This is a genomic window from Bradyrhizobium sp. AUGA SZCCT0105 (genome assembly GCF_018129565.1).
Classification (GTDB): domain Bacteria; phylum Pseudomonadota; class Alphaproteobacteria; order Rhizobiales; family Xanthobacteraceae; genus Bradyrhizobium.
On record NZ_JAFCMK010000001.1, the window covers coordinates 575,299 to 596,712 of the forward strand.

The window sequence follows — 21,414 nt, forward strand, 5'->3', positions numbered from 1 at the left end:
AATGTCAGGATGCAGGGATGGCGACCGCCGCGAAGCGCGGCTTCGGATCAAGCATCAGTTCGGCGCTTTCGACAATGCGCATTTCCTCGGTTGCTCGCTCCGCAGTGCGCACCAGCACGCCGTGGATGCCTGACGCGGCGTGGCTGAGCGCCTCCGGCGTCGCCAGGCCACGCACGCGGGCGGCGACGAACAGCGCGGCGAACAAGTCGCCGGTGCCGGACGGGCTGATCGGCACGCGCGGGGTGCGCACGCGCCACGCTCCCGTGTGCTCGATCGCCAGCGTCTCGATCTCACCGTCGGGCGTGCCGGCAAGCTCGGCGCTGGTGATGACGATGGTTGCAGGCCCCCGCGCCATCAGCGCGCGGGCTTGCGCAATGACGTCATCGGTCGTCGTCACGCGCGCGCCGCAGAGGAATTCGAACTCGAAATGGTTGGGCGTGATGATGTCGGCCAGCGGACAGAGCTGGTCGCGCACCAGCGGCGGGATGTCCGATCGCACGAACATGCCGCGATCACGGTCGCCGAGCACGGGATCGCAGCAATAGAGCAGGGCCGGGTTTTCCGCTTTCGCGCGGGCGACGAAGTCGGCGACCTCAATCGCGATGTCGGCCGAGCCGAGATAGCCCGACAGGATCATCCGGGCGCTTTCGATCGCGCCGCGCTCCTCGATGCCGCGCAAGAGGTCGGCGACCAGCTGCGCGTCGAGCACCCGTCCACGGATCGTCGGATAGCCCGGCCGGTTGCTGAGCAGCGTGGTCGGCACGGCGACGACGTCGATGCCGTGCAGCTGGATCGGAAAGGTGGCCGCGCTGTTGCCGACATGGCCCCAGGCGACCTGTGACTGGATCGAGATGACGGTCATGTCGCCCGCATCACCCGAACAGCGCAGCGTAGATCACGTAGAGCCAGCCCAGGATACCGTGGATGATCGCCCACAGGATCGAATGGTTCTTGGTGTACGAGATCGCAATCGCCAGCGCCGAGCCGAACCCCACGCCGTATTTCGCGCCCTCGACGCGGACGCCATAATATCGATTGCCGTTCATGGTGATCCTTCCAGCGAGAGGGCGTGAGATTGGCGGCAGCGTAACCTGCGAGTTGGCGCGAGTTCAACGGTGCATCGTGACTTTGCGCAGGGATGACGGGGCGGGCGCCTTGCACACCAATGTCGTCCTGGCGAAAGCCAGGACCCATAACCACCGCATTTGATAATGGACGGGATCGCGGCCCCAGCATCGCGCAACTAGTCTCATTCGGGGTAATGGGTCCTGGCTTTCGCCAGGACGACGTCGAATGAGTTGCCCGTCGGGTTGTTTTGTCGCAGCTCTCGCACCGGATTTGACTTGCGCGCAGGCAAACTCGGTTGTGGCCGCTCGGGCCTCCGGTCCCGGCGGTCACGCTCCGATCAATCGAATGTGTCGAACCGAGCCGCAGGACAGGCAAATTCGCTGCGTCGTCGCGGAATAATCAGGTGGCGCCGCCCGTCATGGTTCTAGCGAAAACGCTTCAGCAGGCCGGCGAGATGATCCCATCCTGTTGAATCCAGCAGGAGACGCTCGATGACCACGATCAAACACGTCGCCGCGGGCTTGCTCGCCCTCGGCATGCTGACGACATCGGCCATGGCGCGCGAAGTCCCGGCCGGCCCATCCGCGTTCGTGAAGGGACATGCCGCGGCCGCCAGCCGCTGGGGCGGCGGACCGCCGCGCATGGCCGTGCCGCGCTTCGGCGAGTTCGAAACGCTGCCCCGGGATCAACCCGGCGGCGTCTGCGACCACGGCGACAACGCCATGATCTGCTGAGCCGGACTGTGCATGGCGGTGATCTCCGGCAAAAGTTGCGCTAGCTTCGCTGGGTCGTCTCCCTCCAGCCGCGAGCGCCGCCGCCATGCACATCCTCCGTCCCCAATTCCGCATCGAGGACGACCACGCGCTGGCCTTTGCGGCAGCGCGCGGCTTCGGCGCCATCGTCGCCACCGATGCGCGCGGCCCGCGGGCATCCCATGTGCCGTTCGTGATCGCGCGGCGCGACGATCGCGTGATCCTGCAGATCCATCTCACCGCGAAGAATCCACTGGTCGAGCTCGCCGACGGTATCAGGCGTTTCCTGCTGATCGTCTCCGGCGACGACGCCTACATCTCGAACGACTGGTACGTCTCGCGCGATAACGTCTCCACCTGGCTCTACGAGGCGGTGCACCTGTCCGGCGTCGCGCATCTGCGCGATCACGGGGAGAACCGCGGCCACGGCGATGCGCTGCTCGCGGTTTCCGAAGCGCGGCTGCAGAAGCAGCCCTGGGACCTCACGCAGATGGAGCCCGGCAAGCGCGATCAGATGCTGGCGGGGATCAGGGTGATCGATATGGTCGTCGACGAGATCGAGGGCCAGTCGAAGCTCAACCAGCACAAGAGCGATGCGGACTATGTCGCGCTCGTCAACCGGCTCGCGCATGCGGAGGAGACCTCGAGCCACAGGCTTGCGGAGAAGATGCGCGCGCTGCGGCCGGAGCTTGCGTATGAGGATGGACGATGCGTAGGGCGGGTTAGCGAAGCGTAACCCGCCGCTCAGGTGTTGCGGACCGATGGCGGATTGCGCTTCGCTAATCCGCCCTACAAAGTCGATCACGAAACTGCAAACGTGTTGTTAAGAGTTTCGCCGCGCTGATTTGTTCGACTCCGATTCGTTCTTTGCGAACAAAATGGAGTCGTATCGAGAACACTTACGGTGCGGACCCCAGAAAATTCGCGACTACATCGTTGAATCGATCCGCCTGCTCGACATTGAGAATGTGAACGCCGGGCAGCAGAACGAGCTTTGCATCGGGGATCGTCGCCGCGATTGCCCCGCTGTGATTGGCCCGTGTGACGGTGTCGCTGTCGCCGCCGATGACCAGCGTCGGCGCCGTGATCAGCGAGATGACGCGGCGAAGATCGACATCGCGCAGTGCGGCGTAACAGCCGGCGAGACCGCGGGGCGGGGTGGTGAGCACCATGCCGCGGAATTCGTCGACAATCGCGTTCGGCGCAGCCAGCATCGTCGCGGGAAACCAGTTGCGCATGAAGCCATCAGCGATCGCGTCCATGTCGCTGGCGGCCAGCACCGCGCGGATCTGGTCGTCGAACGGCAGCTCCGACGCAAGACAGGACGCGGTGTTCGAGAGGATCAGGCGATCGATGCGTTCAGGCGCGAAGATGCCAAGCCACTGCCCGATGAACCCGCCGAGCGACAGGCCGAGGAAATGTGCGCGATCGATCCCGAGGGCGTCGAGCAGTTCGACCACGTCGCGGCCGAGCCGATCCATCGAATAGGCGCCCACCGGCGCGTCTGAACCGCCGTGACCGCGGGTGTCATAGCGGAGCAGGCGAAAGGAGCGGCTGAGGGCCGGCAACGAGCGGTTCCACATGTGCAGGTCGGTGGCGATCGAATTCGACAGCGCGAGCACCGGCCGATCGTCGGGACCGTCGATACGGTACGCAATCCGGCAGCCGTCCCCCGTCGTGAAGTGTCGATCGCCGCTCATTTCGTCAGTCCCTTCTGCTGGAGGAAGCCCGCGGCCAGGCTAGGGCTCGCGCTCGGCAGATGAAATTACTAAGATCGAACGATCTCTGTAGGATTTATGGACAATGGACCGGATCAAGCTCCACGACTTGCGCTGCTTCGACGCGGTCGCGGCCAGGGGAAGCTTTCAGGCTGCGGGCGCCGCCCTGAACCGCTCGCACCCGTCGGTGTTCGCGGCGGTCGCCCGCCTCGAACAGCAGCTCGGCCTCACGCTGTTCGACCGCAGCGGATACCGCGTCGGGCTGACGGATGCAGGGCGGACGTTTCACGAGCGCGCGCGGCTGACGCTGCGCGAACTCGATCTGCTGCAGGCCTATGCGGACCAGCTTGTCAGCGGGGAAGAGGTTGTCCTGCGTGTCGTCATCGGTGACCTCTGCCCGCGGCCACCCGTCTTGCAAATGCTCTCGGGGTTCTTTGCCAAATATCCCAACACGCGCCTGCATTTGGAATATGAGGCTGTCGGGGGACCGCTCGAGCGCTTGATCGATGACAACGCCGACCTCGTGTTTCATCGCGCGGACCCGTCCGATCCGCGCTTCGAACGAATCGAACTCTCAACTACGGCCATGGTGCCGGTTGTCGCTCCCGGGTTTCTGCCGTTCGCGTGGACGAAGAAGATCGCGCCGGAGCAGATGCGCCCCTTCACGCAGTGCGTGATCCGTGACACGGCGCGGCGACCTTCGTCGGAAAGCTTCTTCCTGATCGACGGCGCCCATCGCTGTACCGTGCCGGATCAGATGATGAAGAGGGAGCTGATCCTGCATCGTCTCGCGTGGGGCCATCTGCCGGCGTGGCTGATCGAGGATGAGCTCAGGGATGGCCGACTGATCAGCATCGCGGGACCGAATTTTCCGGGCCGTGAGGAACATCTCGCGGCAATCCGCTATCGGCAGCATGCGCACGGGCCCGTCGCGGAAGCACTTTGGCTTCATCTCGAAGAGTGGCGGCTCGCGTCGCGCGCAGCGCGGGGCAGCAGACGGCTCCGCGCAAAGCGTCGCCGATGACGCGCGAGCGGTAACGCGCCGGCACGAAGTTGTCGAGAGATGTCGGATTACGCTTGCGCTGGTCCGCCGTACGAAATGCATCCGCGACAAGTTATGCAAACGCGTTGTTAAGAATCGCTTTGCGCTGATTTTTCGATTCCGATTCGTTCCTCGCGAACAAACTGGAGTCGGATGGGGAACGTGGCTGTGATGCGATTCGTCGCTTGATCGATGAAGCGATCGATCGCAGTGCGCCCGAAATGCGCGGAGATATTCGGTGTCGGGAGCAATTATCCCATCTCGGTACAACATCAGCTGCTCGGACACGTCGGGCGCACACGTCTTGTTAATGCTTGAGTCGTGCCGATTTTCTCGATTCCGATTCGTTCCTCGCGAACAAACTGGAGTCAGATGCAGAACGGAGCTGTGGCGCGCGATGCGTTTCTCTGCTCCACTCGGCGCCCACAAGAGAGATCGCACCGATGGCCAAGAAGACAGGCAAGAAGACAAGCAAGACGACAGCCAGGAAGACGACGAAGCCCGCGTCGCGCCGGACGGTGCTGGCGATCGACATCGGCGGCACGCATGTGAAGGTCATGACCGACAAGGAGCGCATCAAGCGCGAGTTCGAGTCAGGTCCAACGCTGTCCGCCACCGAAATGGTGCAGCAGGTCAAGGCGCTGACCAGGGACTGGTCCTATGACGTGATCTCGATCGGCTATCCCGGACCGGTGGTTCACAACCGTCCGCTGACGGAGCCGCACAATCTTGGCCGCGGCTGGGCCGGCTTTGATTTTCACGGCGCGTTCGGCCAGCCTGTGAAGGTGGTCAACGATGCGCTGATGCAGGCGATCGGCAGCTATCAGGGCGGGCGGATGCTGTTTCTGGGCCTCGGCACCGGGCTTGGCTCAGCGATGATCGTGGAGGGGGTTTACGAGCCGATGGAGCTTGGGCATTTGCCTTACCACAGGGACGAGACGTTCGAGGATTACGTCGGCGCCGCCGGCCTCGAGCGGCGCGGCCGGAAGAAATGGCGCAAGAGCGTGGACGATGTCATCGCGCGGTTGTCGGCGGCGCTGGAGCCCGATTACATCGTGCTCGGCGGCGGCAATGCCGACAAGGTCGACAACCCGCCGCCGAAAGTGAGGTTCGGCGACAACGCCAACGCGTTCGAAGGCGGCTTCCGGATGTGGAAGAAGGCAACGCGCAAGTCGCGCAGCGCGCGTCGGTGAAACTGGAACTGCCACCAAATTGCCGCAACTGCCGAAGTTTCGCGCTGCTCCGTCACTTCTGTTGCCGGAACTGATTGGGTGCGCCGCTCGTTTTACGCGGCATGACATCCCGTTCCATGAGGAGTGACTGATGCGAAGCTATATTATTCCCGCCATTGCGGCGTTGGCGATCGGCGCGGCGACGCCGGCGATGGCCTACGATTCCGGCAGCCAGATCTCGATGGAGGCAGCCCTCGACGTCGCGACCAATCTCGGCGTTGTGACGGTGTCCAACACCCAGTTCCTCGGCGACGAGTGGGAAGTCGAGGGCCGCGACCGGCTCGGCCGCTGGATGCAGGTCGATGTCGATGCGCGGACCGGCGAGGTGCGCAATGTGGATCGCAGCTGGTAGCCGTATTCACCGCAGCGTGAGCAGCCCGCGCCGGCGATTGGTCCTGATGTCGCCGGCTAAGTGACATCACGCACGCGCGATGCGAGCTACGGTTTTCAGACGGCCGGCGGAGCAGGGCGCACGTCGGCCGTTCGTTATCCAGAGTGTTCGATGCAGTGTGTTGGCGGAATGGCACAAAGGTGGAGTATGCTTGCGGCAGATTCTTATGGATCAGCCGATGCGGCGATCCCTCGAGACAAGGAGACTGGCCGTGGTCAAACCGTTTCCGTCCAGAACCCACATCGGCAATCACCTGCTGCATCCGGAAACCCAGATGCTGAACTACGGCTATGATCCGCAGCTGTCGGAGGGCGCCGTCAAGCCGCCGGTATTTTTGACCTCGACCTTCGTGTTCCGGACCGCCGAGGACGGCAAGGACTTTTTCGACTTCGTCTCGGGCCGGCGCGAGCCTCCGGAAGGCATGGGGGCGGGACTGGTCTATTCGCGCTTCAATCATCCAAACAGCGAGATCGTCGAGGACCGGCTCGCGATCTATGAGCGCACCGAGAGCTGTGCGCTGTTCTCCTCCGGCATGTCGGCGATCTCGACCACGGTGCTGGCTTTCGCGCGGCCCGGCGACGTCATCCTGCATTCGCAGCCGCTCTATGGCGGCACGGAGACGCTGTTCAGCAGGACGCTGGCGGGGTTCTCGATTCAAGCCGTCGGCTTTGCCGACGGCCTCGACGAGACCATCGTCCGCGCCGCTGCCGACGAGGCGATGAAGAAAGGCCGCGTCGCGATGATCTTCATCGAGACGCCGGCCAATCCGACCAACGGCCAGGTCGATATCGCGCTCACAAGGCGCGTCGCCGACGCGATCGGCAAGGCGCAGGGCTTTACCCCGATTATCGCCTGCGACAACACGCTGCTCGGGCCGGTGTTTCAGCGGCCGATCGAGCACGGCGCCGATCTGTCGCTCTACTCGCTGACCAAATATGTCGGCGGCCATTCCGACCTGATCGCGGGCGCGGCGCTCGGCTCGAAGAAGCTGATGAAGGACGTCAAGGCGCTGCGCGGCGCGATCGGCACCCAGCTCGATCCGCATTCCTGCTGGATGATCAGCCGTTCGCTGGAAACACTCAGCCTGCGCATGGAAAAGGCCGACCGCAATGCGCACATCGTCGCCGATTATTTGCGCGACCATCCCAAGGTGGCGCAGGTGCAATATCTTGGCCATCACGACGCGGCGTCTCCTGCCGGGCGTGTGTTCGCAAGCCAAAGCTCTGGCGCCGGCTCGACCTTCTCGTTCGACATCGTCGGTGGGCAGGCGGCGGCGGAGAAATTCCTCAACAGCTTGCAGATCTTCAAGCTCGCGGTGAGCCTCGGCGGCACCGAGTCGCTCGCGAGCCTGCCGGCCACGATGACGCATTCCGGCGTGCCGGCCGACATCAGGAAGAAGATCGGGGTGCTCGATACGACGATCCGGCTCTCGATCGGGATCGAGCATCCGTCCGATCTGGTCGCCGATATCGCGCAGGCATTGAGCAGGGTGTGAGCAAATGCGCAAGGCGGGTAAGCGTAAGCGTAACCCGCCGATGGCGCGCGAGAAACGGCGGATTACGCCTTCCGTCTTCGCTCGTTGAGCTACGGCGAACGTAGTCGGCTAATCCGCTTTACACACTATGCTCGCTAGGCCTTCTTCACGAACTCGGATTTCAGGTTCATCGCGCCGATGCCGTCGATCTTGCAGGCGATGTTGTGTCCGTCGCTCCCCTCGGTGAGGCGGATGTTCCTGACCTTGGTGCCGCCCTTGACGACCGATGACGATCCCTTGACCTTGAGATCCTTGATCACGATGACGCTGTCGCCGTCCGCCAGCGGATTGCCGTGGGCATCACGCACGCCTGCCTCCTGCGAGACTACAGCGGCCGCCTCGGCGCTCCATTCATGGGCGCATTCCGGGCAGACCCAGAGAGCAGCATCCTGATAGGCATGCTCGGAATTGCATTTCGGGCAGTTCATGGCCGCGTCCATTGTCGTTCTCATCCCTGTTTCGCGAGGGCACCGTAGGGTCGTGTCCGGGCAAAGCAAGCGAAAAAGGGAGACCGCAGACAACGTGCTTGCGTCGTCTGCGCGGGCTTCAGTCGGCCATGTCGCCGTGTCCATCCGGGTGACGCCGGCTGCCTGGTGTCAAACCGGCGCGATCTTGCCGGTCGCCAGATCATAGCTCGCCCCGACCACCTTCACCTTTCCCGATTGCACGAAGCTGGACAGGACTGGCCTCGCCGTTTCGAGGCGGCGAACGCCGCGGCGGATATTCTCCACGATCGCCGCTTCCAGCAGGTCATCCGGCTTCCTCGCTTTGGCGGCTTCGACGGCCGGCTTGATCTCTCGGATCAATTGCGGCAGATGGCCCGGCAGCGTGACCTTGTCCTTGAGCACCTTGATGGCCGCGCTGACCGCGCCGCAATTGGAATGGCCGAGCACCATGATGAGCGGGGTGTTCAGGAACTTCACCGTGTATTCAAGGCTGGCAAGGCCATCGTCGTTGACGAAGTTTCCGGCGACGCGCACGACAAACAGGTCGCCCGGCGCCTGGTCGAAAGCGAGTTCAGGGGCAACACGCGAATCGGCGCAGCTCAGGATGGCGGCGAACGGATACTGGGCGCTGACGCGCGCGGCGCGCCCGGCCGAATAGTCCTTGTTGGCGGAGGTGTTCGCGGCGTAGCGGGCGTTGCCGTCCATCAACCGCTTCAACGCCTCGTCCGGCGAGATCGCGTTCTGCGGCGCGGCCGATTGCGCCGAAACATTCCGCAGCGACAGGGTCGCAGCGCCTGTGAACGCCGCGCCGCCCCAAAGCAGGCTGCGACGGGACAGCCGAGGCATCCGGAAACAGTCGTCACACATGATGAGTATCCTTGTGAGCTTGCGCGCCTGAAGCATCGTGCGGGACAACAGCCTTGCGAGACTGGCTGTGCATCGACCTCATTTGCCGCGCGTTCTGGAATATGGAGCGCTCGATTATTGCTATGGGCGCGAGGCGACTGCAAAGTCCAAACTTTGCAGGGATTCGCATGGACAGTGGACGATACCATCGCGGAGACGACGTTCTCTACCCGTCGGTCCGCGCCTATGCCGCGACCGACACGTGGATGCTTGCCAGGCAATTGATTCAAATGCCGGGATTTTGCGCCGCGCTGGCGCAGTATTGCGAAGTGATGACGCGGCCGCCGGCGGTGCCCTGGCCGGTGAACAAGGTGTTCGCCCAGAAGCTCCGCTACATCGTCTGCTTCGTCCTGATTGGAAATTATGCGCGCTGGCGCGGCGTTGGGGGGGAGCCACCCACGCTGGCCGCCCTGCAACGGGCGGCGCCGGCCAGTGCGCGTCAGATCGCCGGATTCGTCAATTCGCTCCGGCACGGCGGCTATGTCATCGCCGAACGGCATGCCAGCGACCGGCGCGCCATCTGCTTGCGTCCATCTTCCGCATTGTTGCAGGAGATCGCACGCTCGCCGTTGGCGTTTCTTGAGGCGGCCGAACGCATTCTTGTGCCGGAGGCGCAGATCGCGGCTCACATCGGTGACGACGATGATCGGCTCGCTGACTGGATCCGTCTGTCCGTCGAGCGATTCCAAGCCGACGACATCCTGTTCGGCCCCTTTGCCACCATCGTCCATTTCACCGAGCACGATTGCGGCTATCCGCTCCTGGCCGCCGTGATGGGCGCCCATTACGCCCCGCTGTCACCGGACGCGCCGCGGGCACTGTCGCTGACATACGCCGTGCTGGCCGAACGGTTTCAGGTATCCCGCCAGCATATCGGCAATCTCCTGATCGAGGCGGAGCGGCGCGGATGGTTTACGGTGGCGTACGGCGGCCGCTCGGTTGCCGTCTCGGAGGAGTTGGTGCGCCAGTTCGAGACGTGGGCCGCGGGCCAGATGGCGCATTACCGGATAATTGCCGCCGAGGTGGCTCGCGATCTCCGTTAAGCAGTTATCCCGCCCGCTTCGGCGATCAGCTCGAACGACCGCAGCCGCTTCGCGTGATCGTAGACGTCGGACACGATCATCAATTCGTCGGCGCCGGTCTCCGCGACCAGCGCGTCGATGCCGGCACGCACCGTCTGGGGCGAGCCGATGATGGAGCGGGCGAGCATCCGCATCGCCTGGACCTTTTCGGATGGCGACCAGTAGGTCTCGATGTCGTCGATCGGCGGCTGGCTCAGGCCACGCGCGCCGCGGAAGATGTTGGTGAACGACATCTGCTGCGTGGTGGCAAGCCGCCGCGCCTCCGCGTCGGTGTCGGCGGCGATGATGTTGACGCCGACCATGGTGTAGGGATGCTGGAGCTGCTCCGATGGCTTGAAGCGCGCGCGATAGATCTGCAGCGCCTGGATCAGCAGCTCGGGGGCGAAGTGCGAGGCGAAGGCGTAGGGCAGGCCGAGCTCGCCGGCCAGCATCGCGCCGAAGTTGCTCGATCCGAGAATCCACAGCGGCACGTCGGTGCCCGCGGCCGGCACCGCCTGGATACGCTGGTTGGGGCCGGCGGCGGCGAGGAAGGCCTGCACCTCGAGCACGTCCTGCGGAAAGTTCTCGGCGGATTCCGGCGTGCGGCGCAGCGCGCGCAAGGTGAGTTGATCGGTGCCCGGCGCGCGGCCGAGGCCGAGGTCGATCCGGTCCGGAAACAGCCGCGCCAGCGTGCCGAACTGCTCGGCGATCACGTAGGGCGCGTGGTTCGGCAGCATGATGCCGCCGGCGCCGACCCGGATGGTCTTGGTGCCCGCCGCGATATGCCCGATCACGACAGACGTCGCGGCGCTCGCGATGCCAGCCATGTTGTGGTGTTCCGCCACCCAGATCCGGCGATAGCCGAGCGCCTCGGCATGGCGAGCGACATCGCGCGCGTTGTAGAGCGCGCCGCGCGCGTCGGTTTCTTCGGTGACGCGGACGAGGTCGAGGATGGAGAGGGCGGCCACGGGAGCTCCGGAACGTTTGGGACGGGGAGCCGATGGTATTTGGCTGTGTCCAGTTGGGGGCGAAACGGCGCGGGCAGCCGGTTCATGCAGATGCATATGGATACGGTCGCCATGCGGGTCAATCCGCCCGTGCCCATTCCCAAAATATCGAAAACAACCCCATGCAAAGTAGCAATCGCCGCGGGGAGGCAGAAAGCGACTTGACGCGTCGGGCAAATCAGCGGTACTTTTCCAGTATTCCGAAATCGTGCGGCGGGCGCCTGCCATGCCGCGTCTGCCTTGCTCCACAGCAACGCGATGCGCGCGAGGTGCTTCAGCGGCGCGCAACTTGCCGAAAATGTGCTGACGATGGCGTCTTACGCCGGCGGCCGGTCCACCCTACCTTTTCCCAGGCACCGCGCAGCCTTAACCGATCCGATCCGGAGCGAACCAATTCCCCAACTCATCTTCGGCCTGACCAGTCTCTTGATCCTGGCCCGCTTCATCTGGCCGCTCGACTGGCCGCTCGCGGCAAAGATCGTCGCAGCGTTGCTGGTGCTGGCCGCCTTGCAGTTTCACCGCTGGAACCGATGGTCGTCGGGATCGGAATTCTCGCCGGAGTTTCCGCGTCCGGTGGTCGCTCTCTTCAACTGGGCGTTCGGCGCGGTCATCCTGCTGGCGCTGCTGCAGCTGGCGCTCGACGCGGGCCTGCTGGTCGCAGCGCTGATCCACGGCGGCTTCGTCGGCGCGCCTGACAGCGTCCGCTACGCAATTGCAGCGCTCGCGGCCGCAGCCGCGGCGATCGGCGTGCATCAGGCCATGCGAATTCCGCCGCTGAAAGACATCGAAGTCGGCATCCGCGGACTTCCGCGCCAGTTCGACGGCTACACCATCCTGCAACTGACCGATCTTCACATCAGCCGGCTGTTTCCTGTGTCGTGGGCGCGCGAGGTCGTCGCGCGATCGAACAAGCTCGGCGTGGACCTGATCGCGATCACCGGCGATCTGATCGACGGCACCATCGACGCGCGGCGCAAGGACATCGAGCCGTTGCGCGATCTCGTGGCCGCCGATGGCGTCTACGTGATCTCGGGCAATCACGAATATATCTTCGGCTATGACGCCTGGATGGCGCACTATGCCGCGTTGGGCCTGCGCTCGCTCGAGAACAGGCACATCGTGCTCGAACGCGGCGGCGGCCGCCTGGTGATCGCCGGGATTACCGACCGCGCGTCGCGTCGCACGAAGCATCCCGTCCGCGATCTTGCCGCGGTGCTCGAAGGCGCCCCCAAGGGCGCGCCCGTCGTCCTGCTCGACCACCAGCCGAGCGACGCACGCAACTCGGCTGCGCTCGGCGTCGCCCTGCAACTCTCCGGACACACCCATGGCGGATTGATCTGGGGGATCGACCGCCTGGCCGCGCCCGCCAATGCCGGCTTCGTCTCGGGCCGCTACGACGTCGACGGCATGACGCTCTACGTCAACAACGGCACCGCGCTCTGGCCGGGTTTTGCGTTGCGGCTCGGCCGCCCGTCCGAATTGACGCGGATCACGTTGCGGGTGGCGGGCGACGCGTGAGTGATTTGTTTCGTATACGTTATGCGATGCGACCAGCCGCCATCTGCAAAAGACGTCAGCAGGGTTGCGTTAAGCGTAACCGGACGCCACGGCTGGATTGCAACCACACAACGTGAGATTGTTTGGCTCGGCACCACGCGGACTGTCGGGTCGATGAATAGACGAAACCTCTGTCTGGCACTGGGGGCGGCTTCCGTGGCCGCGTGGTTGGTGTACGGCTTCCTGTCCAAGTCGAGCGCGTTCGAAGCAGAGTTCGATGAGAACCTGGCCAGATTTCCCTTGGCTGCTTCGATGGCGTCGCAAGATCCTGATCTCCGGGAGATATTCCTTCGTCGGACCGAGGCAGCCTTCGCGCAGGGTGGATGGGTGGCAGCCAACAAGGCCCTCCACATCAGCCTCGCGGCAGAGGTCGAAGTCTATGCTGACGACGAGCATATCAATGCAATCTCCCGCGCCGAGTTGGTGTTGCTCCGCGATCTCGAAAACAAGCCACTGGCGTGCAGGGCATATCTGTTCGCGGGCGGCATGGCCGATGACCTGCCGCAAGCCAAGCCGGACGATCAGCTGTTGTGGCTGGCGCACCGAGCCGCCTTGCAGAACGGATTCGAAAGGCGACGGAGTGGAATTAGCTTGGCGAGAGCCGATGGAAAGGAGACCGCGGATGTTATGCGCGCTATCGGTCGCGGGCCGATCGCGACACTGACGCCTGCAGAACTCACCGCGACCGGCAACTATCTCGACGGTGACCCGAATTTGGCCTGCAGCGCCGCCATCAAGGAAGCGTTGAATCTGACAGCCATGGAGGTAGCCGAGGCCGCCCGGTTCCGGCGCATTCTCATGGCAAATACGGCGAGGATCGACGTTGCCAAGGTGATGTCCAAGATATGCGCCGAACCCAATAACGGGTGGTCCTGCCCGTGATGTTGTCGTCGCGAACGTGTCAGGACAGCAAGTCGGGCGGGTTGGCGCGGCATAATCCGCCGCGACTGCGATCACACCTTCGGCTCATCCGTCCTGCGCATGCTTAAGACATTGGTCATCTCTTTGCTTTCATTTTCACGACCTCATTCAGCAAAGAGGCACCATGTCTGACATCACCATTCCCGGCGGAAAAATTCGTTCCTTCGTCGAGCGGATCGAGAACCTTGACACTGAAATGGCGGAACTGAGCGAGCAGAAGAAGGAAGTCTTCTCGGAGGCGAAGGGCGAAGGTTTCGACGTGAAGATTCTCAAGGAGATCATCAAGCTGCGCAAGCAGGACCAGGACGAGCGCGACGAGCGTGAATCCCTGCTCGATCTCTACATGCGCGCGATGGAAACCGCGCCGGCAGAAGACAAGACTGCGAAGGCGGCGTAATGTCCGGGAAGCGCATCGTTGCGTAGGGCGAGTTAGCCAACGGGTCCGCCCGCAGGGCGGCCCGATGACAGGCTCCGCGTAACCCGCCGCGACTGTTGCCGGCGAAGCGGCGGATTACGCCGGAGCCTGTCATCGGGCCGCGCTTCGCGCGGACCCGGTGGGCTAATCCGCCCTACGCTTGCTCGGAAATGCGGGTGGAGTGTTTTGGACGTGGTCATGCTTTCGCAAAGGCTAGTCATTGTTGCAGCTACGCTCGTGCTCGGGACTTTGTCGGCGCGCGCGCAGCAAGGCACCGAGTATGATGCGTGCATGGACAAGGCCGAAGGGGTGTCAACCAAGATGCTCGATTGCGGCAAGGCTGCCATCGCGCAGTGGGACATCAGGCTCAACGCCGCTTATCAAGCGCTGCTCGCAAAGTCGAAGGGCGAGGCGCACGCGCAATTGCAGACCGAGCAGCGGGCCTGGCTCAAGCATCATCTGGGTGAAACCCACCGCCTCGCCGCGGACCCCGACAACGGGTCCGTCGCGTTCCTCGACTCCCAGGCGTTCGAATTGAAAGACATCGCCGACCGCACGCTGCTTCTTGAACAGCGTGCCGGCCAGTAGGTCGCATGATGTCGCGACGGGTAATCGGCGAACGTGACGAGGCGCGCGACGAAGCGTTGCGAAAGTCAGGCGCGAGGCTCCAGTTGCTCGCCATTGAAAATATGGAGCATCCCGGCAAATCCGGGATGATCGGCCTCAACGACGTAACGCACTGCACCGGCGCGCGTCGTGAAAACTGAAACGATAATGCCAGGATACTCATAACCGGCACGCTTCCTGACGAGATCGCCGACTTTGAAAGGCTGGGACATTGTTCCTCGTAGAGTTGCGAGCGGCCAGTGCTGAATCACACAGGTGAGCTGCCATCATAGCAGGTCGCAACGGCAGGTCGCCGAGCATCAAAGGTCAGCAATCGATGACAAGATAATGCCATGCTCCTTGAAGGGCGAATTGCAGACAGCGAGTAGGGCGGGTTAGCGAAGCGTAACCCGCCGCGATGTTACCAGCGAAGCGGCGGATTACGCCTTCGGCTAATCCGCCCTACGCTTGCTCCTCCACAAGGGGAGCGCAAGCCGCGTAATTCGCCAAATCCAATTGTCGCTTCTTGGCAAATAAACCAACACAGTAGAGGACGTGAAACGATCCTTCGACCACCCAATGTTCGATGCTCGTGGCGGAAAGTCCCGATTTGCGCATCGTGATCATGGCACGGTGCTTCTCCTGTTCGATGTCTAGGAAAATCTGGTGGGCTGTCACCAATAGCTCGGGAGTAACCAGGCTTGTGTCGAATACATCCTCAAATGACTCGGCAAACATCGACGTCGTGTCGGTCTTTGCCTTCTCCGGAAGTCCTTTTAGATATGCGAGGATCAACTGCCCAGCCTTTAGGGCATCAATCGTCTTCTCGGGAGGTAGAGTCGAAACCTCTCCGCGCTTTCGGACATAGTAATATCCTAGGCGATACAAGCCCGCGCCGAGCTTTCGGGCGACTGAATGATTTGCACGAAGGTCTCTCGCGCCAATTCGAGATTGGCTGTTAGTAGCAACCGAAATTTCCTCGATTAAGGAGGGCCGTGATGTTTCGATGATGCGAACGAAAATCGTCACGTCATCGATCTCCGAGCCGCCTTGCCGATGAACCGAAAATACGGTCTCAGCGGTTTGTCTGCCGTTGACGATCTGAGGTCGATGCAGGGTGACCGGAAAGCCGCCGGATTGATACAGGTACTTGTCACAAACGATCGTGATGCCGTTGTTGAGAAAAAAGAAGAAGTCTTTGCTCGAGTCCCGGAGCGTGCCGGCAATTTCTCGATTTACCGGATTTTGGATTCCTAGGTGGCCGCGAACATTCGCGTGAAACAGGCTGTCGTCGACAAAGTTATTCTGGTCGTTGCGAAGAAATTCGTAAAGGTCCGAAACCCTGACTGATCCTATGAGCGATTTAACTTCGCTGCCATCCGTGATCCGCTGATGGTGCTCGAACTGTTCTTTGCCGATGAACCGAAGGGCTTTTGAAGTCGGGGGCGACCAATTCTTTGAAACATCATCTGAGAAGCGGCTCAACGGATGCTCGAAAGCAGTAGCCTTAAATTCGTTTAATCCATCCTGAAGTGACCTAAAGTCGCGCTCGATCAGATTGCTTTGGTTAGAGCAGACATGAACGCAGATATGGAACACGCGGCCGTTGTCGATCGCGTCCCACGCTTCGGTAACCTTAGCTCGGAGAAGGGGGTTGCAGCGGATTGGAAGAGTGTCAGCTCTAGTAACTAGGTCTCTCACAAAGCAAATCAACTTGGAGACTTCGACGCCAGGGAAGTTCTTGTTTGCTTTGTCGTACGCTTCGACGGTCTTGGTAGAGATTAAATGTATCTTGTTGTCGTTGTAGTCGATTACGAAGCAGTCGATGCCGCAGTCGTCCCCTCCGTCTGTTACATACTGGTCTGCATCCGTAGCTAGGATGCCTAGCAACTGTTTCAGGACAAGTCGCTGGAACTTAAGGGTCCTTGCTTCGCAATCGCTGCCGCTTTGCGTTATGGCTTGTTCGACGGTTGCCCAATCTAGGCGACTTGGAGAACGCGAACTGCCGTTTATAACCTTAAGATTTGGACGACTCATGAACCTCCTAGCCAACGACCCGCGTCAAACGTGCCCACGTATCGTCGCCATTGGTATGTTGCTGTCTAGTGCATTGGCGTAGTCCCGAATCATATCTCTTCAGAATACTGCAACACGCCAGTACTCGCTGCCGCCGCACACAGATTTCCGCAACTATTCTCCAGCATCTGAGATTGTTCTTAATTTGTTCTTCTTGGTCCCACAGAGAATTCCTTCCCGCGTAGCTGGCGAATACGCTGATGCAAGTTTGGTCGGCATGTCGAAGCATTTGGCGGTCGCGTGGCGACGCCTAGGGCGCAGCAAAAAGGGCGACCTTTCGGCCGCCCTTCCTGGATGCCCGGGTTAAACCCGCGCATGACGATTGTAGTGGTCTACCGCCTCACGAACACCCCGTCGTGGACCCGCAAGTATCGCACTTCATACAGGTCCCGTTCCGCACGAGGGTAAAATTGCCGCACTCCGAGCACATCTCGCCCTCATAGCCCTTGGCCTTTGCCTCGGCACGACGCTCCGCCTTGCTTGGGGCGGCGGCTGCGGCGGTGCCGGGCTTGCTCCAGTTCAAGGCCTCGAGCTTCTCGGTCGGAGAGAGGTCGTGGCTGACTTCCTGCTTCAGGGCGACCGCGCCTTCGATGGTGTCGGAGGCGCCGCGGGCGGTCGCGCCGTGGGAGGCGAGCGCGGTGACGCGGCTGCCGCCGGCGGGGGCGTTGTCGGCGTTGCCGCTGACTGCGGCCGAGCCGCCGCGCATGACGACGAGGTTGTCGGTGCGCGAACGGGTCAGGCCCTTCGACACGTACTTGGTCGCCTGGTGGGTCGGGGCCTCATCCGGCTCCTTGCCTTCCTCGACGCCCTTGCCGAGCGCGTCGAAGCCACTTTCGTTCGGATCGACATGGGCGAGGTCGAAGCGGCTCATATAGCTCACCGCGAGCTCGCGGAAGACATAGTCGAGGATCGAGGTCGCGTACTTGATCGAGTCGTTGCCCTGGACGGGGCCTGCGGGCTCGAAGCGGGTGAAGGTGAAGGCGTCGACATATTCTTCCAGCGGCACGCCGTATTGCAGGCCGAGCGAGACCGCGATTGCGAAGTTGTTGATGAAGGAGCGCAGCGCCGCGCCTTCCTTGTGCATGTCGATGAAGATCTCGCCGAGCCGGCCGTCGTCATATTCGCCGGTACGGAGATAGACCTTGTGGCCGCCGACCACCGCCTTCTGGGTGTAACCCTTGCGGCGATCCGGCATCTTCTCGCGCTCGCGCATCACGATGATGCGCTCGACCAGCTTCTCGACGATCTTCTCCGAGACCTGGGCGGCACGCGCCGCCATCGGCTTCTCGTAGAGCGCTTCCACCGCATCGTCCTCGTCCTCATCGTCGGAGATGAGCTGCGAGTTGAGCGGCTGCGACAGCTTTGAGCCGTCGCGGTACAGCGCGTTGGCCTTCAGCGCCAGCTTCCACGACAGCAGGTAGGCGGACTTGCAGTCCTCCACCGTGGCGTCGTTCGGCATGTTGATGGTCTTGGAGATCGCGCCCGAGATGAACGGCTGCGAGGCCGCCATCATTCGGATGTGGCTCTCGACCGAGAGGTAGCGTTTTCCAATTTTGCCGCAGGGATTGGCGCAGTCGAACACGGGGTAGTGTTCGGCCTTCAGATGCGGAGCGCCTTCCACCGTCATCGCGCCGCAGATGTGGACGTTGGCGGCCTCGATCTCGCGCTTGGAGAAGCCGACCGCCGCGAGCAGGTCGAAGCCCGGCGCAGCAATGGCCTCCGCGCCGATGCCGAGCGTGTCGCGAATGAAGTCTTCGCCAAACGTCCACTTGTTGAAGGCGAACTTGATGTCGAACGCGGTCGGCAGTGCCTTCTCGACCTTGGCAATGGCTTCATCGGTGAAGCCTTTTGCCTTCAGCGTCGTGGCGTTGATGCCCGGCGCATTCGACAGCGAGCCGTGGCCGACGGCGTAGGCCTCGATCTCCGCGATCTCGCTCTCGCGATAGCCGAGCGCGCGCAAGGCGGCCGGCACCGCCTGGTTGATGATCTTGAAGTAGCCGCCGCCGGCGAGCTTCTTGAACTTCACCAGCGCAAAATCAGGCTCGATGCCGGTGGTGTCGCAATCCATCACCAGGCCAATGGTGCCGGTCGGCGCCACCACCGTCACTTGCGCGTTGCGATAGCCGTTGACCTCGCCGAGGGCGAGGGCGTCGTCCCACGCCAGCTTGGCATGCGCGACGATGTCGGCCTGCGGGCACGATTCGTGGTCGAGCGCCACCGGATTGACGGCGAGCGCCTCATAGCCGCGGCTTTCACCGTGGGCGGCGCGGCGGTGGTTGCGGATCACGCGCAGCATGTGCGCCGCGTTCTTCTTGTAGCCCGGGAAGGTGCCGAGCTCGGCCGCCATCTCGGCCGAGGTCTTGTAGGAGATGCCGGTCATGACCGCGGTCAGCGCGCCGCACAGCGAACGGCCTTCCTTCGAGTCATAGGGCAGGCCCATGGTCATCAGCAGGCCGCCGATATTTGCAAAGCCGAGGCCGAGGGTGCGGAACTCGTAGGACAGCTCGGCGATCGCCTTCGACGGGAACTGAGCCATCATGACGGAGATTTCGAGCACGATGGTCCAGAGCCGGCAGAGGTGCTCGTAGGACTCGATGTCGAACCGCTTGGTGGTCGAGCTGTAGAACGTCAGCAAATTGGCGGAGGCGAGGTTGCACGCCGTGTCGTCCAGGAACATGTATTCCGAGCACGGATTGGAGGCGCGGATGTCGCCGGACGCCTTGCAGGTGTGCCAGTCGTTCATCGTGGTGTTGAAGTGCAGGCCGGGATCGGCGGAGGCCCAGGCGGCGTAACCGATCTTCTCCCAGAGGTCGCGCGCCTTCAGCGTCTTGGTCACCTTCTTGGTGGTGCGGCCGATCAGGTTCCAGTCGCCATCGGTCTCGACCGCGCGCAGGAAGTCATCCTTCAGCGACACCGAGTTGTTGGAGTTCTGGCCGGAGACGGTGAGGTAGGCCTCGGAATCCCAGTCGGTGTCGTAGATGTCGAACGAGATGTCCTTGTAGCCCTGCTTGGCGAACTGGATGACGCGCTTGATGTAGTTGTCGGGCACGAGGCTGCGGCGGGCGAGCTTGATCTCGCGGCGGAGCGCCGGGTTCTTCTCGGGATCGAAGCAGTCGTCGCCACTGCCTTCGCAGTTCACGCAGGCCTTCATCACGGCCTTGAGGTGCTTCTGGTTGATCTTGGAGCCGGTGACGAGCGCTGCGACCTTCTGCTCCTCCTTCACCTTCCAGTCGATATAGGTCTCGATATCGGGGTGATCGGCATCGACCACGACCATCTTGGCGGCGCGGCGGGTGGTGCCGCCCGACTTGATCGCGCCCGCGGCGCGGTCGCCGATCTTGAGGAAGCTCATCAGGCCCGACGAGCGGCCGCCGCCGGAGAGCTTTTCGCCTTCGCCGCGCAGGCTGGAGAAGTTGGAGCCGGTGCCGGAGCCGTACTTGAACAGGCGCGCCTCGCGCACCCAGAGGTCCATGATGCCGCCCTCGTTGACGAGGTCGTCGCCGACGCCCTGGATGAAGCAGGCATGCGGCTGCGGATGCTCATAGGCCGACTTCGATTTTGTCAGTTTGCCGGTCTTCCAGTCGACGTAATAGTGGCCCTGGCCGGGACCATCGACGCCATAGGCCCAATGGAGCCCGGTGTTGAACCACTGCGGAGAGTTCGGCGCGACCATCTGTTTTGCCAGTTGGAAGCGAAGCTCGTCGAAGAAGGCGAGGGCATCTTCTTCCGTGGAGAAGTAGCCGCCCTTCCAGCCCCAATAGGTCCAGCAGCCGGCGAGGCGATCGAACACCTGCTTGGCAGAGGTCTCACCGACGATGCGCTCGTTCTCGGGCAGCAGGCTAAGCGCCTCGGTGTCCGGCACCGAGCGCCACAGCCACGACGGCACGGTCTCTTCCTGGACCTTCTTCAGGCGCGCGGCAACGCCGGCTTTGCGGAAATACTTCTGCGCCAGCACGTCGGAGGCGACCTGCGACCAGAACTCCGGAACCTCGACGTTCTCGGCACGGAACACGACCGAGCCGTCCGGGTTGCGGATCTCAGATGTGGTCAGGCGGAAATTGATCCCGGCATAGGGAGATTGTCCGCTGGTGGTGTTGCGTCGTTCGATTCGCATGGTCGAGCCCCGTCTCTTCTTCTGCCCGGTCCCACGTTATTCGCAGGTTGCCGGAATGTTATCTGTTCGCGGACTTGAGGGAAAACGCGTCAGCACGCCTCCCGTCATCCGCAGCTCAGCCGGTGGATCCGGCCTGTTTTCTCTCATCCGCCAGACGCCGGTTTGACCCGGCCCAGCGGCGGCATGATCCCGCGGCGGCGCCCGACTGGTCGGGTCCTCCGGGTCATGCATTCAACGCCCCAAACGCTCACGCGACACGTCACGCGTACGCTTCTTGCGGGCCGGTTACGGCCTCTGTTTCCGGGTCCTTCTCGGCCCGTTTGTCGTTCCCAACCTGGCCCAAAAGACCCGGCCCAAAATCAGGGCAGACAAGCCCTTCACCCGCGGCCCAAAGGCCTGGCGGAGTGGTCATTTTGGAACCCTTGTGGGAGCGACCGGCGGGGACCCAAACACACTCGCGCCGAACAGGTTGAAAGCTAGGCCATGTCCGTTGCGCCCGTCAAGGACTAGTACGAGTTTCTGAATCAAACACTAAATATGGTGGACGGAGGGGGATAACAGGGGGCGG

20 protein-coding genes are annotated in these 21,414 nt (G+C 62.7%); 11 read left to right on the forward strand and 9 right to left on the reverse strand.

Annotated features, from left to right (window positions below):
- Window positions 1–4: 4 nt before the first annotated feature.
- Window positions 5–862: a pyridoxal kinase PdxY gene (pdxY, locus tag JQ573_RS02715; protein ID WP_212317595.1), complete on the reverse strand. Its 858-nt coding sequence runs from the start codon at window positions 860–862 to the stop codon at window positions 5–7.
- A gap of 10 nt (window positions 863–872) precedes the next feature.
- The gene (locus JQ573_RS02720; RefSeq protein WP_016840760.1) at window positions 873–1,046 is read right to left on the reverse strand and encodes a hypothetical protein; all 174 of its coding nucleotides are present in this window, start codon (window positions 1,044–1,046) and stop codon (window positions 873–875) included.
- Window positions 1,047–1,559: 513 nt separating this feature from the next.
- On the opposite strand from JQ573_RS02720, the gene JQ573_RS02725 reads away from it, so the two are divergent.
- The gene (locus JQ573_RS02725) at window positions 1,560–1,802 is read left to right on the forward strand and encodes a hypothetical protein (RefSeq protein WP_212317594.1); all 243 of its coding nucleotides are present in this window, start codon (window positions 1,560–1,562) and stop codon (window positions 1,800–1,802) included.
- An 85-nt stretch (window positions 1,803–1,887) separates the two neighbouring features.
- A complete protein-coding gene (locus tag JQ573_RS02730; RefSeq protein WP_212317593.1) occupies window positions 1,888–2,556 on the forward strand; it encodes an FMN-binding negative transcriptional regulator in 669 nt (222 codons plus the stop codon).
- 163 nt (window positions 2,557–2,719) lie between these two features.
- On the opposite strand, the gene JQ573_RS02735 is transcribed toward JQ573_RS02730, so the two are convergent.
- Complete coding sequence (locus tag JQ573_RS02735) at window positions 2,720–3,520, reverse strand: alpha/beta fold hydrolase (RefSeq protein ID WP_212317592.1); 801 nt, start codon at window positions 3,518–3,520, stop codon at window positions 2,720–2,722.
- Window positions 3,521–3,623: 103 nt separating this feature from the next.
- Here JQ573_RS02735 and JQ573_RS02740 point away from each other — a divergent pair, with 103 nt between their 5' ends.
- From JQ573_RS02740 to JQ573_RS02755, 4 genes are all read left to right on the forward strand, one after another.
- Window positions 3,624–4,562 (forward strand): LysR family transcriptional regulator, encoded by a 939-nt coding sequence (locus tag JQ573_RS02740; protein ID WP_212317591.1) that lies wholly within the window; start codon window positions 3,624–3,626, stop codon window positions 4,560–4,562.
- 461 nt (window positions 4,563–5,023) lie between these two features.
- Window positions 5,024–5,773, forward strand: coding sequence for an ROK family protein (locus JQ573_RS02745; RefSeq protein ID WP_249131192.1), 750 nt, complete (start codon window positions 5,024–5,026; stop codon window positions 5,771–5,773).
- 130 nt (window positions 5,774–5,903) lie between these two features.
- Complete coding sequence (locus JQ573_RS02750) at window positions 5,904–6,164, forward strand: PepSY domain-containing protein (RefSeq protein ID WP_212317590.1); 261 nt, start codon at window positions 5,904–5,906, stop codon at window positions 6,162–6,164.
- Between the two features lie 250 nt (window positions 6,165–6,414).
- Window positions 6,415–7,698 (forward strand): cystathionine gamma-synthase family protein, encoded by a 1,284-nt coding sequence (locus JQ573_RS02755; protein ID WP_212317589.1) that lies wholly within the window; start codon window positions 6,415–6,417, stop codon window positions 7,696–7,698.
- Between the two features lie 134 nt (window positions 7,699–7,832).
- Here JQ573_RS02755 and JQ573_RS02760 read toward each other — a convergent pair whose 3' ends face one another.
- Both JQ573_RS02760 and JQ573_RS02765 read right to left on the reverse strand, forming a co-directional pair.
- Window positions 7,833–8,177 carry a zinc ribbon domain-containing protein YjdM gene (locus tag JQ573_RS02760; protein ID WP_212317588.1) on the reverse strand — a complete coding sequence of 115 codons (345 nt, stop codon included), beginning with the start codon at window positions 8,175–8,177 and terminating at the stop codon, window positions 7,833–7,835.
- Window positions 8,178–8,333: 156 nt separating this feature from the next.
- Window positions 8,334–9,050, reverse strand: coding sequence for a carbonic anhydrase (locus JQ573_RS02765; RefSeq protein ID WP_212317587.1), 717 nt, complete (start codon window positions 9,048–9,050; stop codon window positions 8,334–8,336).
- A gap of 53 nt (window positions 9,051–9,103) precedes the next feature.
- Here JQ573_RS02765 and JQ573_RS02770 point away from each other — a divergent pair, with 53 nt between their 5' ends.
- The gene (locus JQ573_RS02770) at window positions 9,104–10,132 is read left to right on the forward strand and encodes a MarR family transcriptional regulator (RefSeq protein ID WP_249131194.1); all 1,029 of its coding nucleotides are present in this window, start codon (window positions 9,104–9,106) and stop codon (window positions 10,130–10,132) included.
- Here the strand turns inward: JQ573_RS02770 and JQ573_RS02775 are convergent.
- Window positions 10,129–11,118, reverse strand: a complete 990-nt coding sequence (locus tag JQ573_RS02775; RefSeq protein ID WP_212317586.1) for an LLM class flavin-dependent oxidoreductase — start codon at window positions 11,116–11,118, stop codon at window positions 10,129–10,131. The genes JQ573_RS02770 and JQ573_RS02775 overlap by 4 nt on opposite strands.
- Window positions 11,119–11,550: 432 nt before the next feature.
- Between JQ573_RS02775 and JQ573_RS02780 the strand changes: the two genes are divergently transcribed.
- The 4 genes from JQ573_RS02780 (at window position 11,551) to JQ573_RS02795 (ending at window position 14,638) form a co-directional block, all read left to right on the forward strand.
- Window positions 11,551–12,675 carry a metallophosphoesterase gene (locus JQ573_RS02780; RefSeq protein WP_212318030.1) on the forward strand — a complete coding sequence of 375 codons (1,125 nt, stop codon included), beginning with the start codon at window positions 11,551–11,553 and terminating at the stop codon, window positions 12,673–12,675.
- Window positions 12,676–12,870: 195 nt separating this feature from the next.
- Window positions 12,871–13,596 (forward strand): hypothetical protein, encoded by a 726-nt coding sequence (locus JQ573_RS02785; protein ID WP_212317585.1) that lies wholly within the window; start codon window positions 12,871–12,873, stop codon window positions 13,594–13,596.
- A gap of 163 nt (window positions 13,597–13,759) precedes the next feature.
- Window positions 13,760–14,032 carry a DUF2312 domain-containing protein gene (locus JQ573_RS02790; RefSeq protein ID WP_106322595.1) on the forward strand — a complete coding sequence of 91 codons (273 nt, stop codon included), beginning with the start codon at window positions 13,760–13,762 and terminating at the stop codon, window positions 14,030–14,032.
- A gap of 309 nt (window positions 14,033–14,341) precedes the next feature.
- Complete coding sequence (locus JQ573_RS02795; protein WP_249131196.1) at window positions 14,342–14,638, forward strand: lysozyme inhibitor LprI family protein; 297 nt, start codon at window positions 14,342–14,344, stop codon at window positions 14,636–14,638.
- 65 nt (window positions 14,639–14,703) lie between these two features.
- Here the strand turns inward: JQ573_RS02795 and JQ573_RS02800 are convergent, their stop codons facing one another.
- The 3 genes from JQ573_RS02800 to JQ573_RS02810 form a co-directional block, all read right to left on the reverse strand.
- Window positions 14,704–14,889 carry a hypothetical protein gene (locus tag JQ573_RS02800; protein WP_212317584.1) on the reverse strand — a complete coding sequence of 62 codons (186 nt, stop codon included), beginning with the start codon at window positions 14,887–14,889 and terminating at the stop codon, window positions 14,704–14,706.
- A 229-nt stretch (window positions 14,890–15,118) separates the two neighbouring features.
- Window positions 15,119–16,693 carry an AIPR family protein gene (locus tag JQ573_RS02805; RefSeq protein ID WP_212317583.1) on the reverse strand — a complete coding sequence of 525 codons (1,575 nt, stop codon included), beginning with the start codon at window positions 16,691–16,693 and terminating at the stop codon, window positions 15,119–15,121.
- Between the two features lie 379 nt (window positions 16,694–17,072).
- A complete protein-coding gene (locus JQ573_RS02810; protein WP_212317582.1) occupies window positions 17,073–20,846 on the reverse strand; it encodes a vitamin B12-dependent ribonucleotide reductase in 3,774 nt (1,257 codons plus the stop codon).
- Window positions 20,847–21,414 lie beyond the last annotated feature (568 nt).